Consider the following 13,345-nt stretch of genomic DNA (forward strand, 5'->3'; position numbering starts at 1 on the left):
TGTAATCGCTGACATCATTATAGCACGGGTTTAAAAAAATTCAAATACTTTTTGGTATCGATATCAATAATTCATTTCAACGAGCTAAATGCTACCCGCATGTTTTTTGAATGTCGTTAAGCGTGTTTGCTTGAACGTTGCCAGTCGTTAATTTTATTCAGCGTCAGGCGTTCCACCGTCAGCTCGGAAATATGAGTGCTGATCCAGTTAATGTCTTGATTCCACCAGGCAAACGCCGAAAGCGCCGTCCGAATTGCCAGTGGAAAGCGCATCTTAATGACGCTAGCCGGATTACCCCCAACGATGGCATAAGCTGGTACGTCTTTAGCAACCAAACTATTGGCCCCAATAATAGCCCCATCGCCAATGGTCACCCCTGGTAGCACGGTGACGTTTTGCCCAAACCAAACGTCATTGCCCACAACGGTGTCGCCCTTTAAGGGTAAATCGGTTAATTGCGGGGTAAATTTTTCCCAGCCATTGGCTAAGATATTAAAGGGATAAGTGGTGGCCCCTTTTTGCACATGATTGGCGCCATTCATGATAAACTCAATGCCCTTGGCGATGGCACAGAATTTGCCAATAATCAATTTATCTCCCAAGAATTCGTAATGATGGGTCACATGTTGTTCAAACTCCTCGGGGTGGTCAGGGTCATCATAATAGGTATAGTCCCCCACCAAAATATTCGGGCGGGTGATCACATTTTTGATGTAAACTACTTCTTTGATACTAGGATTAGGATAAATTGCCTTTGGATCTGGTCCAATCGTCATTTCGTCAACTCCTTGTGTATGCTATGTGTCTATTATTGTATGGCGTGGTTGGTTTTGCAATCCTTTTCAAAACTAAAAAAAAAGAATTATCTGCCATCAACCAAGATCGCAAACAATTCTTAAATACCATCTAACGTAACAAATAGCCACCATCTACGGGGAGCATCACCCCGGTAACATAATCAGACGCTGAGCTGGCCAAAAAGACCATGGGACCCATTAATTCTTCAGGGACGCCCCACTCCCCAGAAGGAATATGCCCTTTTATTTCCGGTCCCCGCACGGGATCTTCTTGCAGGGGTTTGGTCATGTCCGTGCTGATATAGCCTGGTGCTAACCCGTTCACTTGAATGTGATAAGGGGCTAGCGCATCGGCATAAGCTCTAGTCAAGCCCAGAATGCCGTGCTTGCTGGCAGCATAAGGAAAGATAAATTTACCCGCCCGATAGGATTGCATGGAACCAATGTTGATGATTTTCCCGGACTTTTGTTTGGCCATGACTTTAGCCGCGGCATGGGCTAAGAAATAGCTGGCATTTAAATTCAAATCAATGACTTTCAGCCAATCTTCGTCTTTGAAGTCCAGGACGTCATTCCGTAGCTGCATCCCGGCATTGTTCACCAAAATATCTAAATGGCCAAATTGCTTGATCACCGCGGCCACGATCTTGTCCGCTGCACCAGGTTCAGTGATGTCCTGTTGTAAAAAAGCAATTTGTTGGCCATTGGCTTCAACTGCTGTTTGCACCTCAGCCCAGCCATCGCGCTTGCGACTGACCACAAAAATATCCGCCCCATAAATCGATAGGGCGATGGCATAATATTTGCCCAAGCCCTTGGCTCCCCCAGTAATTAAAGCTACTTTATTTTTCAATGAAAAACTATCACGATTAAATATCATTGTTTTCAACTTCCTTTACATTTCAATAAGTACTTTGGCCGATTGATTACTGTCCTTGGCCACTGCAAATGCCTCTGCATAATCGGCAGCCTTGAATACCTGAGTCACCACATTTTTGATGGCCGCATTTTGGGAAAGAATCTGTAAAGCTTGATCAATTTCGTCTTTAAAGCGGAAACTGCCCTTGTAAGTCAATTCTTTGCCATTAATTGATGACATGTTAACGGCTATATTTTGGTCCAGCATCATACCCACTTGAATAATGGTGCCACCTAAAGCGGCGGCCTTAAAAGCGGCACTAATCGCTGGGGCAGCCCCAGAACATTCCAAAATAACATCATACGTATTAGCTGGTAACTTGGCTTGGCTAACATTGATCACGTCAGTTGCCCCTAAATCCTTGGCCCGTTGCAAAGGCGCGTCTAACACATCAGACACCGTCACGCTACTGGCGCCCAAGGTCAATGCCCCACCGGCAGCTAGTAACCCAATGGGCCCGGCACCGGAAACTAAGACTTTCTTAGCCTTGACACCACCGGCCAAGGTAATGGCATGCAATCCCACAGCTAAGGGCTCCGCTAAGGCAGCCGTTTCTAGGGACACATTATCTGGGACAAGCCGAATTTGATCCGGCCGTACTGCCATTTTAGTCACCATGCCGCCTTGGGTATGGGGCAAATACTGAGCCGACCCTAAATAACGACCATTGGGCCAAATCTCCGGTTGATCCGGTAAATTTACCTGAGGTTCCCCAAATGTGGCCGGATGCACCGTGATTTTGGCACCTTTGGGTATTGTTTGGTCATTAACGACAACCGCTTCGTCCAAAATACCACTAACTTCATGGCCAGGAATTAATGGTTCGCGAATAACCGATTGGCCCACTGAGCCATCGGCCAAATAATGTAGATCAGAACCACAGATGCCGATAAATTTAGGACTAATAGTCACTTGCTTATCTGTAGGAGCCACTTCAGGGACATCTTTAAGTGCTATTTTGCCTTTACCAGAAATAACAATTGCTTTCATAATGAACCTCCCAATTGTAACCGCTTACCATTTTAGGTGTATCGATACACCTAAAATATAAATCAGCTGACGCGATTTGTCAATCACTACGATTACCATAGTGCCCGTTGAATTGTAATTGCTTTCAAATTGCTTTAAACTCAATTTAATATAAACAATGATTATAAGAGGTTTTTTTAATGGAAAATGTAACGATTGCCGACGTGGCGAAAGCTGCTGGGGTTTCAGTCACCACGGTTTCCCGTTTTATCAATCAAAACTATGGCAAAATGAGCCCGGCAACCAAATCAAAAATCGAAAATGTGATTCAAAAACTCAATTATCACCCTTCTGCTTCCGCCCGGGGGATGCGGACCAAACGCTCCAACTTAATCGGCGTGGTGGTCGGCGATATTTCGAATGTTTTTTCCTCACGTTTATTTAGTGGCATTTATGATATCTTGCAACCTCAAAATTATAGTGTGTTGTTGCTAAACGCCAACAACTCGGCCACAGAAGAAACCAAGGGTATTGATCGCCTGTTGGAACAACAAATTGACGGTTTAATTATTCAACCCAGTCAAAATGATTTTAACAATTATCAATTTATCACGGCCGCTGACATCCCCTTTGTAACGGTGGATCGTTATTTACAAAACCAGCCCCAGACTATTCGCAAAGTAACAACGAATAATTTGCAAGCCAGCCAGCAGACTGCTGCGGAGTTGTTGCAGGCGGGCTATCAGCGCTTTATTTTAATCAGCGACTTAGCTGTTCCTACTTCGGCTCAGATTCCGCGAATCGCCGGGTTTTCCGCACTGACCAACAATATAACCACGCTTAATGTGGCCAATCATCCTGATAGCTGGCTGACCGCTCAGCTTCAGCAGTTGTTGCCTGAGGTGACTGAAAAAACAGTAATCGTGTCTTTGATGGGTCCCTTATTATTCAAAGCCTTGGCTAGTTTGCGTCAGCTGAACATTACTTTTCCAGATCAGGTTGGCTTAATTAGTTTTGACGACTGGAATTGGGCCCAATTTGTCAATAATGGCATCGATTTGATTCAACAAGACCCCTTTAAAATGGGGCAAAGTGCCGCCAAAGCCTTACTGGCCACGATGCAAAAACAGCCTTCAGTCAACTCGAATACCATTACCATTCCCGCGCAACGAATCAAGGGACATTCTCTATAAATATTTATCGATTAACAAACTATATTTATTGATAAACAATAAATATCATGCTATGATTGCTTTAAAAATAGGCGGGAGTCTGAACAAGCAATGAAAATCCGCACGTTGTTCTTAAAAAGTGTCTTGATTGGCGTTAGTATCATTGTCTTATTATTCGCAATCTTTATCTTTCCCCATATCCCAAGTGTTGTTCATCAAGCTTATCCCAGTATTACTTGGGAACGTTTTGTCTTTAGCGGTAGTTTATATGGTTCTGCCCTTTGTTTTTACACTGCGGCAGTTTATGCTTGGCGCATTTTAAGCCTAATTGACCAGCACGCTGTTTTTTCCGGTCAAACTCTCAAAGCGCTGACAGCAATCAAATACCTTACCAGTGGCATGGGCTGTTGTTACTTACTGTTATTACCAATGGTTTATCACATTGCCCGTATCACCAACGCTCCGAAAATGCCCCTCATGGTTTTAGCAGTAGCACTGGTGCCCTTTATTTGTGCCGTTGTGGCCGCTATTTTAAAAAATCTTTTCAAACAAGCGATAACCATGAAGCTGGAAAATCAACGTATTATCTAGCCGTTAATTAATCGTCAACTAGTCAGGAGTTGGTTTGGTCCATGAAAATTCAAACGTTGTTTTTAAAAATTGCTTTAGTTGCACTTGGCGTGGTTGTTTTATTATTTTGCCTATTCGCCTTTCCCCGAATTCCCGGCGCACTTATCCGGGAATATCCCCATATTGGTTTAGAACGGCCGCTATTTATGGTGGGGCTGTACGGCTCAGCCCTGTTCTTTTACGTGGCTGAATTTCATGCCTTTCATATCCTGCAATTGGTGGACCGTAATGATGTGTTCTCCGGTAAAGCCCTTCAAGCAATTGCCACGATCAAACACGTCATCTTTGCCATGGGAATTTGCTACTTGGCATTTCTCCCCTTAATTTATCGCGTGGCTGACTACGAAGATGCCCCGGGCCTGATTTTAATCGGCGGTGCAGTAGTCCTCGTTCCTTTTACCATCTCGGTTTTTGCGGCTATCTTGGAAAAACTTCTAAAGAAAGCAACGGCCATCAACCTTGAAAATCAATACACAGTGTGAGGGTCATCATGGCAATTATTGTAAATCTAGATGTGATGCTAGCTAAGCGTAAAATGTCCGTCACTGAATTATCAACCCAAGTTGGTATCACCATGGCTAATATTTCTATTCTCAAAACTGGTAAAGCTAAAGCTATCCGCTTCTCCACTCTTGATAAAATTTGTCGTGCTCTGGAGTGCCAACCTGGCGATATTTTAGAATTTAACGACACTGAATAATTGATAACTTTAAAACTCAGGCGATATATGTTCTTTTCATAATCTTCAAACTAAATCAAGCCACCAACTTTGTCGTACCTGAGTTGGTGGCTTGATTTAGTTTGTTCGTATTACATTAATGCTTGGCAGCTGAAGCAGTCACTTCACTGTGCTTTGGATCATTAAGATTATCCTTGGCAATTTTTTGCCGGTTATAAAGCATCAATGCCAATGTCACAAGACTAACAATAATTGGTCCGATGATGTTTAAATTCACACTAAATTGATAGACGATCCAGGCTAAGGGACTAGCAGCAAAATCAATGCTAGCAACTGAATGGGTCCCTGCTGGAATTAAATTGGCTTGCACCATGTGGACTGCTTTGGTAAAAATAGTTGCTAAGGTCGTTGCTGAAAGAACACCCAACACTAGACTGACTAAACCCACGATAAACGAGCGTAAAACATTCCCCTTTGTGTAAGGCAAAACCAATGGGAAAATGTAAATCAATCCGGATAAACTTGCCAAGGGTAAAAATTCATTCCCTGGTACAACCACGGATAGAAACAGAATTGTTGGTACCAACAATAACGACACAACTAACGTCGTTGGATGCCCAATGACTAAGGCGGGGGTCATTCCAATACTGAAGGTTCGACCAGAAAACCGTTTTTTGATTAGTTCTTGAGAACGTTTCGAAATCGGATTCAAGCCTTCAATAAACAAACTGGTAATTCTGGGAATCAATACCATCACGGCACTTAAAATAATTCCGAGTTGTAAAACCTTGGAAACAGGATAGCGAGCTAGAAAACCTAATAAGATACCAATGATAACACCCAATAAAATCGGGTCGCCCAAAATACCAAATTTTTTCTTTAGCTTATCCGCATCAAAATCAATTTTATTCAATCCAGGAATACGTTCAATCAACCAGTTGACGCCAATGGCAAAAGGAATGAAACTAACACAAAACGCCTGGGGTAGCGAAATCCCTTTTAGATCAGGGCCATAAAAAGCTTCAACTTTCTTTTGTGACCGATCGGCACCCACCAATGTGACAATAATGGTGATAATTACGGCAAAGGCACCCCATAAAAAGCTGTTCGTAGCGATGGAAACTAATGAACCAATAAACGCAAAATGCCAGTAATTCCATAAATCAATGTTCAAAGTTTGTGTGGTTTTAGTCAGCAACATCAAGATATTAATTGCCAATCCCAAGGGAATGATAATCGCACCAACCTGAGTCCCAAAGGCAACTGTGGAAGCGGCTGGCCAACCTATATCCAATGTATAAAGATGCAACTTATAGATCTTAACCATGGCATTAACAGCTGGTCCCAAGTTATCTGCTAACAGTTTGGTAATCACACTTAAACCAACAAACCCCACACCAACAGATAAGCCAGATTTAATCGACTTCCCAGGCCCCATCCCTAACAGCAAGCCAAAAACAATAAAGATAATTGGCATCATGACACTGGCACCTAAAGACATTATGTAACTAATGACACCCATAAAATAACCTCCCAAAACTAAATTGTAGTGCTGAAGATAATGGCAAAATATTTCTATATAAGAAATGATAATCCCTTAAAAGAAATTTCAACTGAAGTATAGCGCTTTCTCGAACAAATTTGCAAGCGATTTCACAAACAAAATAAAAAAGAAAGCTCATAATATAGTAGCTTTCTTTAGCCTAACCGTAGAAAAAAACCGCTGACCCAGCAATTGCCAAGTCAACGGTCAATGAAACTAATCTTTCAATTGCGCTTTAAATTTGATATTTTCCAGCGTCAGACGACTGGTATCTCTGAATACCACATCAGCGGCACTTAGTAAGTCAGCATCCCCGATGCCAATGGAAAATTCCCCGGCACCATTTATCGCTGCGATCCCGGCAACGGCATCTTCCACGCCAGCCACTTGGGCCACAGGCAACCCTAATAATTCGGCGGATTTCACAAAAATCTCCGGATCAGGTTTGCCATGATGCAATGTGTTAGGATCCACCACGCCCACAAACTTATTAGCTAACCCCAATTTATCTAAAATTAAGGGGGCATTTTTAGAGGCTGAGGCAATTGCCATTTTGTAATGTTCCCGCTGTAATTCTGCCAAAAAATCCGAAATACCTGGCAAAATATCATCGGGGGTCAAAGTGGCGATCAAAGCTTGGTAACGGTCATTTTTTTGTTGGGCTAATTTCTCTTTTTCAGCTTGGGAATAATCATTTTCATGACCTCCAGCTTTTAAGATCAACTCTAAAGATGCCATCCGGCTGATGCCCCGCAGGCTATCAGCTAGGTCTTGGGTCCAAGGTGTGCCGACCTTATCGGCAGTTTGGCGCCAGGCCTGGCCGTGAAAACGAGCGGTATCTGTAATGACCCCATCTAAATCAAAGGCAAAACCTTTTACATCTGTAAACTTCATGGTCATCGATCCTCCCGGGTTAAATTAAGGGAATCCCCTGCTAAATCAACAGTTAGTGGCTCCCCTTGGCGTAACTTCAACGTGGTGCCAGTGGCATCAACATTAACCTCGATCAAACGGCCTCTAAATAACACTCTAAACTGATAAGCCGTCCATTGTTTTGGTAGAAATGGTTTAAAATGCAACTTGCCATCACGAATCCGCATCCCTGCAAAACCTTGCACAATCGCTAACCAGGCCCCGGTCATACTGGTAATATGCAACCCATCTTCGGTGTCGTTATTATAGTTGTCCAGGTCCAACCGGGCGGTGCGGGCATACATTTCAACCGCTTTGTCATCTTCGTTTAAATCCGCCGCTAAAATCGCGTGAACAGATGGCGACAAGCTGGATTCATGGACGGTCAGAGGTTCATAAAAATCAAAATTGCGTTTCTTGGTGGCCATATCAAAATCATCGATAAAGTACCAAATCCCCTGGAGCACATCAGCCTGCTTGATAAACGGCGAACGCAACACTTTATCCCAAGACCAGTGCTGGTTAATGGGCCGTTCTTCAGGTTTCAAGCTTGAAGCTGGGCGAATATCCTTATCAAAAAAGTCATCATTTTGAATAAACACACCAGTTTCCTCATCTACCCCTAGGTAGATATTAGCAATAATATCCTGCCAATGCTGGGCTTCTTCTGAGCTCACCTGTAACTGGGCGGCTTTGTCTGAACTGACTTTCGGCAAGGTCGCCAAAGTATATTTCAAAGTCCATTGGGCCAACAGGTTGGTGTACCAGTTATTGTTCACATTATTCTCATATTCATTGGGTCCAGTGACCCCATGGATCACATACTTTTGGCGCCGTTTAGAATAATGGACCCGATCGGCCCAAAATCTAGCAATGCCCACCAAAACATCAATGCCTTGGGTCTTCAAGTAACTATCGTCGCCGGTATAGCGGGTATAGTTATAAATGGCATAGGCAATGGTCCCATTACGGTGAATCTCTTCAAAGGTGATTTCCCATTCATTATGGTTCTCAATGCCATTAAAGGTCACCATGGGATACAGTGCGCCCTTTAAGCCTTGTTGCTGGGCATTATGCACCGCCCCAGGTAATTGCTGATGACGATACTCTAATAAATGCCGGGCAACTTTAGGATCACTGATCCCTAAATAAACGGGCAAGGCAAAGGCCTCTGTATCCCAATAGGTGGCACCCCCGTATTTTTCACCGGTAAAGCCTTTCGGTCCAATATTTAAGCGTTTATCTTCTCCGTAATAAGTGGAAAATAATTGGAATAAATTGAAGCGAATCCCTTGTTGGGCTTCGGCATCCCCTTGAATTTGAATGTCGGAAATTTGCCACCGCTGCGCCCAAGCCTGAGCATGGGCGGCCAACAATTGCGCAAAACTGGCACCGGAGACTTTAGCTAATAAGGCCTCAGTTTTACTTTGCAATTGATCAGTCTCATAGTCCCTAGACGTGGTGACGATCACTTTCTTATCCAAAACAACTGTGGCATTGGGTGCCAATTGGCCATTGAAGTCATTGGTTACTTCCAAATCACTAGTTTTGGCTGCTTCAGCGTGTAAGCCTTGGACCTGGTTGGTCATCCCCACCCCTAAGGTAAAACGGGGAGTACCGAAATTGTTGGGGATAGTTTCCGTGGCCATATAGCCGGTGGTTTCATGGGCCACTTGCTGGGTCACATTCCAAAAATGATCCCCATAGTTAGAATCCTCATTGACCACATCTGCATCTAAACTGGCCTGTAATTCCAACACCACGGATTTGGCACTTAAATTGGTCACTGTCACTTGTTGGGCGGATAACTCTTTTTGCGCCAAGCTCAAGAAACGTTGGAATTTAAAGCCAATGCGCAAATCACCCCGGACTAATATAAAACTACGAGTCAATAATCCCTGTTTCATATCCAGATCTAATTTGAAATCTGTAATGGTATCCTTAGCTAAATCCAAGTGATGGCCATTGATCAGGGTATTAATTTTAATGAAATTAAGGGCATTGATCACTTTGCCAAAATATTCTGGGTAGCCATTTTTCCACCAGCCAACCCGGGTTTTATCTGGAAACCAAACACCCCCGATATAAATACCTGGTAAAGAATCGCCGCTGTAGTCTTCTTCAAAGAAGCCCCGCATGCCCATATATTCATTGCCTAGACTGGTCATTGATTCTTGAAGCCGTCGATTTTCAATACTAAATTTGTCGGTTGTAATATGCCACGGATCTATTTCAAAAATACGTTTCACAAAATCAGCCTCCTGATATTTTAGTTGGAAATGACCGCTTCAGAATCCTTATCAAAGAAATGAGCCTTACTCATTTCAAAAGCCATTTCCACATGCTCTCCAGGTTTATGATAGTCTCTGGCATTGACTTGTGCAACGAATTCCGTTTCACCGGTCTTGGAATAAAGCATTGAATCAGTTCCTAGGAATTCTGAAACCTCTACATCAGCTTGAACCACCGCATCGGCCATGGCTTCTAAAGCTACTTCTTCGGTATGAATATCCTCTGGCCGAATCCCTACAATGAGGTCTTTGTCGTTATAACCCTTATCTAATAAAGTTTTCAACCGACCTTCTGGCACTTTCACGCTCAGACCTTTGCCGTTAGAGACAGTGCCGTCATGTAAATGGGCATCAAAGAAGTTCATGGCAGGGGAACCCATAAAGCCGGCAACGAATTTATTAACGGGCTTGTTGTATAAATCATCGGGCGTCCCCACTTGTTGAATGCGACCTTTATTCATAATGACGATGCGATCAGCCATGGTCATAGCTTCGATTTGGTCATGAGTCACATAAATCATGTTGGTGGCTAAGCGCTGGTGTAATTGGGCAATTTCGGTCCGCATTTGCACCCGTAACTTAGCATCCAGGTTAGACAAAGGTTCATCTAAGAGGAATAACTGGGCATCCCGCACAATGGCCCGCCCTAAGGCGACCCGTTGCCGTTGTCCCCCGGAAAGGGCGCCGGGTTTACGTTGCAGGTACTCGGTTAACCCGAGAATTTCCGCCGCATCGTTGACCCGTTTTTGAATATCAGCTTTAGGCATTTTCCGAATCTTTAACCCAAAGGCCATATTGTCAAATACCGACATTTGAGGATATAAAGCATAGTTTTGAAAAACCATGGCAATGTTACGATCTTTAGGATGGACTTTGTTCATGAGCTTGCCGCCCATCTTCAAGTCCCCCTTGGTAATATCCTCCAGACCAGCAATCATCCGCAGGGTGGTGGACTTGCCACAACCAGAAGGCCCTACAAAGACCACGAATTCCCCATCGGCAATCTCTAAGTTAAAGTCAATGACAGAATCACTATCATTGCCGGGATATCTTTTATATATATGTTCCAATGAAATTTCAGTCATCTTAACCCGCTCCTTCAAAAGCTTTTTTCTAGCAGTGCTTGATCAATTTATTGGCGAACCAAGCACTCAAAGACATACTGCATAATAAAAATAAGAAGAGTAAGTGAATTTGAATATTCAGACCTAACATCAAAATCACACCTAAAGTGGCCCCGATAAAACGTAGGGGTTGGGCCAACCATAGTTGCAGTGGTGCCACGGCCAATATTTGCCCGAAGACCACGCTGAGATAGGCCATCACGCCTAATATCCCCAGGGCCATCAAGGCAGCCCCCAAGAGTGGGTTAGCTTTGACCAGGACAAAAGTTTGCAGCCAAGCCACGCCCAGTAAGGCGGCGCCTAAATTCAACGGCCATTGCCGTAACGCGGTCAAATACTGATGCCAACTGGTTTTGAAGTAAGTGTTGTTAGCCGTCTGCAACCAAGTGTGCACACTTGAAAAGACAGCCGTGGTGGCCGGGATGAGAAAACAGGCCCCACTTAACCACAACAAGACCAACACCATAGTGGCGATCAGCCCCTGGGGCAATGCCAGCCAAAAAATCAGCATGATCCAAAAGGGCAATGTAATGGCAAACCACACCAGGTTAATGGAAATTAGACTGGTGAGCCAGTTGCCCACAGCCATGAGTTTTTGACCGAATTTTGATTGTAGATTGAGCATCCCTTACCCCTCCTATGTTTATTTCACAGCGCCATCGGTGACGCCTTTAATGATGTAACGTTGGGCAAAGGCGTAAAAGATGATGACTGGCAGAATGGATAATGCCAAGCCAGCCAGTGCCAAATGCCACTGTTTGGTATATTGTCCAAAGAAGAAGAACATTTGTAATGGAATCGTATATTGATTTTGCGGTAAGACGAGGGATGGTAATAGATAATCATTCCAAAGGGCGATGATATTCAAAATACCCACAGTGGTGGTGATCGGTGTCAGCATGGGAAAGATGATTTTGAAAAATGTCTGCAGGCGATTAGCCCCTTCTAACTCCGCTGATTCATCCATGGATACTGGAATCGAGGCAATGGTCCCTTGATATAAGAAGATGGATAAGCTGGACTGGAAGCCGATATACATAAAAATCAAACCCCACATATTCAGCATGTGGACCCGACCAAAATTGGCCGTCAAAGGAATCATGACGGTTTGGAAAGGAATCAACATGGCAGAGACAAATAACATTAAAATCCCGCCGGAAATCTTGCTGTGATTCCGTTGCAAGGCATAAGCTGCCATGGCAGAAAACACAATAATCAAGACAACCCCAACCACCGTGATAATCAAGGAATTCCCCAAAGACCGGAGAAAATCTAAGGCCTTAAAAGAATTCACATAGTTATCGCCAGTAGCCGGACTGGGTAAGCTCAAAACAGAAGCAAATATGCCTTTAGGTGTTTTAAACGAGTTGGTTAAGATCAGATAAAATGGGAAAATCCAAAGCAAGCCTAACAAGAAGCTGACCAGTGCAATGACTAATTTGCTTGTCTTTTTCATTACAAATCAACCTCCCGTTTTCTTGTGTAGTAAACCTGCAATAGGGAAATCGCACCCACGATGACAAAGAATACCAAGGCTTTGGCTTCGGCTCTGGCAAAATCATTTTCAGAATAGGCCGTATTGACAATGTTCATGGCCAACATTTCCGTGGACTTGTAAGGCCCCCCATTGGTCAAGGACAAGTTAGGATCGTAAAGCTTGAAGCCATTGGACAGTGTCAAGAACATGCTCACGGTAAAAGCTGGAGCAATCATTGGAAACGTGATATTCCAAAAACGCTGCCAGGGACTGGCGCCGTCGATTTCCGCGGCTTCAATGACTTCGGTGGGAATATTTTGCAGGTACGCGATATAGATGATCATGATGTACCCACTCATCTGCCACAAAGTCACGATGACCAAGCCCCAAAAACCAGTGGTTTGATTGGTCAACCACCCAGAAAAGCCCAGGGCATCAAAGACTTGTGTGAAAATAAATTGCCAGATAAAACCTAGAATTAAACCACCAATTAAGTTGGGCATGAAGAAAACAGTTCTTAATAAATTATTGCCCTTAAATTTACGGGTTACTAATAATGCTAATGACAGGCCAATCACGTTGAGTAAAATTACAGTCACAACGACAAATTTCACAGTAAACCACAAAGCGGCTAAAAAGCCGCCGTCTTGAAATACTGTAATGTAATTTTTAAATCCTAGCATCGTGGTATAAGTCAAGCCATCCCAGTTGGTGAATGAGTAAAAGATTCCCATTAACGCGGGGATGAAGACCACCAGTGCCAGGGCAACGAGGGTCGGCGTGACGAAAAGCCAAAATGATAAACTGCGATTTTTCATCGTAATTCCCCCTC

General features: G+C 43.7%; 14 protein-coding genes. 4 read left to right on the plus strand and 10 right to left on the minus strand.

Annotation, left to right across the window (positions count from 1 at the left end):
- Window positions 1-116 precede the first annotated feature (116 nt).
- From FC83_RS04060 to FC83_RS04070, 3 genes are all read right to left on the minus strand, one after another.
- Complete coding sequence (locus FC83_RS04060) at window positions 117-776, minus strand: Vat family streptogramin A O-acetyltransferase (RefSeq protein ID WP_057002426.1); 660 nt, start codon at window positions 774-776, stop codon at window positions 117-119.
- Window positions 777-906: 130 nt separating this feature from the next.
- The gene (locus FC83_RS04065; protein WP_057002427.1) at window positions 907-1,677 is read right to left on the minus strand and encodes an SDR family NAD(P)-dependent oxidoreductase; all 771 of its coding nucleotides are present in this window, start codon (window positions 1,675-1,677) and stop codon (window positions 907-909) included.
- 15 nt (window positions 1,678-1,692) lie between these two features.
- Window positions 1,693-2,706, minus strand: a complete 1,014-nt coding sequence (locus FC83_RS04070) for a zinc-binding dehydrogenase (protein ID WP_035454563.1) — start codon at window positions 2,704-2,706, stop codon at window positions 1,693-1,695.
- 179 nt (window positions 2,707-2,885) lie between these two features.
- Here FC83_RS04070 and FC83_RS04075 point away from each other — a divergent pair, with 179 nt between their 5' ends.
- From FC83_RS04075 to FC83_RS04090, 4 genes are all read left to right on the plus strand, one after another.
- Window positions 2,886-3,878 (plus strand): LacI family DNA-binding transcriptional regulator, encoded by a 993-nt coding sequence (locus tag FC83_RS04075; RefSeq protein ID WP_035454564.1) that lies wholly within the window; start codon window positions 2,886-2,888, stop codon window positions 3,876-3,878.
- 90 nt (window positions 3,879-3,968) lie between these two features.
- Window positions 3,969-4,448, plus strand: a complete 480-nt coding sequence (locus tag FC83_RS04080; protein ID WP_035454565.1) for a DUF2975 domain-containing protein — start codon at window positions 3,969-3,971, stop codon at window positions 4,446-4,448.
- 41 nt (window positions 4,449-4,489) lie between these two features.
- Window positions 4,490-4,969 (plus strand): DUF2975 domain-containing protein, encoded by a 480-nt coding sequence (locus tag FC83_RS04085; protein ID WP_035454568.1) that lies wholly within the window; start codon window positions 4,490-4,492, stop codon window positions 4,967-4,969.
- Window positions 4,970-4,977: 8 nt separating this feature from the next.
- On the plus strand, window positions 4,978-5,187 hold the full coding sequence (locus FC83_RS04090; protein WP_035454570.1) for a helix-turn-helix domain-containing protein: 210 nt from the start codon (window positions 4,978-4,980) through the stop codon (window positions 5,185-5,187).
- A gap of 115 nt (window positions 5,188-5,302) precedes the next feature.
- Here the strand turns inward: FC83_RS04090 and FC83_RS04095 are convergent, their stop codons facing one another.
- From FC83_RS04095 to FC83_RS04125, 7 genes are all read right to left on the minus strand, one after another.
- Window positions 5,303-6,688 carry a PTS galactitol transporter subunit IIC gene (locus FC83_RS04095; RefSeq protein ID WP_035454573.1) on the minus strand — a complete coding sequence of 462 codons (1,386 nt, stop codon included), beginning with the start codon at window positions 6,686-6,688 and terminating at the stop codon, window positions 5,303-5,305.
- 237 nt (window positions 6,689-6,925) lie between these two features.
- The gene (gene pgmB, locus FC83_RS04100; protein WP_082622559.1) at window positions 6,926-7,603 is read right to left on the minus strand and encodes a beta-phosphoglucomutase; all 678 of its coding nucleotides are present in this window, start codon (window positions 7,601-7,603) and stop codon (window positions 6,926-6,928) included.
- Window positions 7,604-7,605: 2 nt separating this feature from the next.
- Complete coding sequence (locus FC83_RS04105) at window positions 7,606-9,870, minus strand: glycoside hydrolase family 65 protein (protein ID WP_057002429.1); 2,265 nt, start codon at window positions 9,868-9,870, stop codon at window positions 7,606-7,608.
- Window positions 9,871-9,890: 20 nt separating this feature from the next.
- Window positions 9,891-10,997 carry an ABC transporter ATP-binding protein gene (locus FC83_RS04110; RefSeq protein WP_035454576.1) on the minus strand — a complete coding sequence of 369 codons (1,107 nt, stop codon included), beginning with the start codon at window positions 10,995-10,997 and terminating at the stop codon, window positions 9,891-9,893.
- Between the two features lie 28 nt (window positions 10,998-11,025).
- Window positions 11,026-11,661: a hypothetical protein gene (locus tag FC83_RS04115; protein ID WP_035454578.1), complete on the minus strand. Its 636-nt coding sequence runs from the start codon at window positions 11,659-11,661 to the stop codon at window positions 11,026-11,028.
- A gap of 18 nt (window positions 11,662-11,679) precedes the next feature.
- Window positions 11,680-12,492 (minus strand): carbohydrate ABC transporter permease, encoded by an 813-nt coding sequence (locus FC83_RS04120; RefSeq protein ID WP_035454580.1) that lies wholly within the window; start codon window positions 12,490-12,492, stop codon window positions 11,680-11,682.
- Complete coding sequence (locus FC83_RS04125) at window positions 12,492-13,331, minus strand: carbohydrate ABC transporter permease (protein WP_035454583.1); 840 nt, start codon at window positions 13,329-13,331, stop codon at window positions 12,492-12,494. Before FC83_RS04125 ends, FC83_RS04120 begins: the two co-directional genes overlap by 1 nt.
- Window positions 13,332-13,345: the final 14 nt, after the last annotated feature.

It is taken from the genome of Agrilactobacillus composti DSM 18527 = JCM 14202, from assembly GCF_001436375.1.
Classification (GTDB): domain Bacteria; phylum Bacillota; class Bacilli; order Lactobacillales; family Lactobacillaceae; genus Agrilactobacillus; species Agrilactobacillus composti.

What these genes read in the sequence shown, in the direction of transcription:
- FC83_RS04070 (WP_035454563.1), bottom strand. Translation starts at nt 2,706, where the DNA reads ATGAAAGCAATTGTTATTTCTGGTAAAGGCAAAATAGCACTTAAAGAT.
- FC83_RS04120 (WP_035454580.1), bottom strand. Translation starts at nt 12,492, where the DNA reads ATGAAAAAGACAAGCAAATTAGTCATTGCACTGGTCAGCTTCTTGTTA.
- FC83_RS04110 (WP_035454576.1), bottom strand. Translation starts at nt 10,997, where the DNA reads ATGACTGAAATTTCATTGGAACATATATATAAAAGATATCCCGGCAAT.
- FC83_RS04090 (WP_035454570.1), top strand. Translation starts at nt 4,978, where the DNA reads ATGGCAATTATTGTAAATCTAGATGTGATGCTAGCTAAGCGTAAAATG.
- FC83_RS04125 (WP_035454583.1), bottom strand. Translation starts at nt 13,331, where the DNA reads ATGAAAAATCGCAGTTTATCATTTTGGCTTTTCGTCACGCCGACCCTC.
- pgmB (WP_082622559.1), bottom strand. Translation starts at nt 7,603, where the DNA reads ATGAAGTTTACAGATGTAAAAGGTTTTGCCTTTGATTTAGATGGGGTC.
- FC83_RS04075 (WP_035454564.1), top strand. Translation starts at nt 2,886, where the DNA reads ATGGAAAATGTAACGATTGCCGACGTGGCGAAAGCTGCTGGGGTTTCA.
- FC83_RS04095 (WP_035454573.1), bottom strand. Translation starts at nt 6,688, where the DNA reads ATGGGTGTCATTAGTTACATAATGTCTTTAGGTGCCAGTGTCATGATG.
- FC83_RS04115 (WP_035454578.1), bottom strand. Translation starts at nt 11,661, where the DNA reads ATGCTCAATCTACAATCAAAATTCGGTCAAAAACTCATGGCTGTGGGC.
- FC83_RS04080 (WP_035454565.1), top strand. Translation starts at nt 3,969, where the DNA reads ATGAAAATCCGCACGTTGTTCTTAAAAAGTGTCTTGATTGGCGTTAGT.
- FC83_RS04085 (WP_035454568.1), top strand. Translation starts at nt 4,490, where the DNA reads ATGAAAATTCAAACGTTGTTTTTAAAAATTGCTTTAGTTGCACTTGGC.
- FC83_RS04060 (WP_057002426.1), bottom strand. Translation starts at nt 776, where the DNA reads ATGACGATTGGACCAGATCCAAAGGCAATTTATCCTAATCCTAGTATC.
- FC83_RS04065 (WP_057002427.1), bottom strand. Translation starts at nt 1,677, where the DNA reads ATGATATTTAATCGTGATAGTTTTTCATTGAAAAATAAAGTAGCTTTA.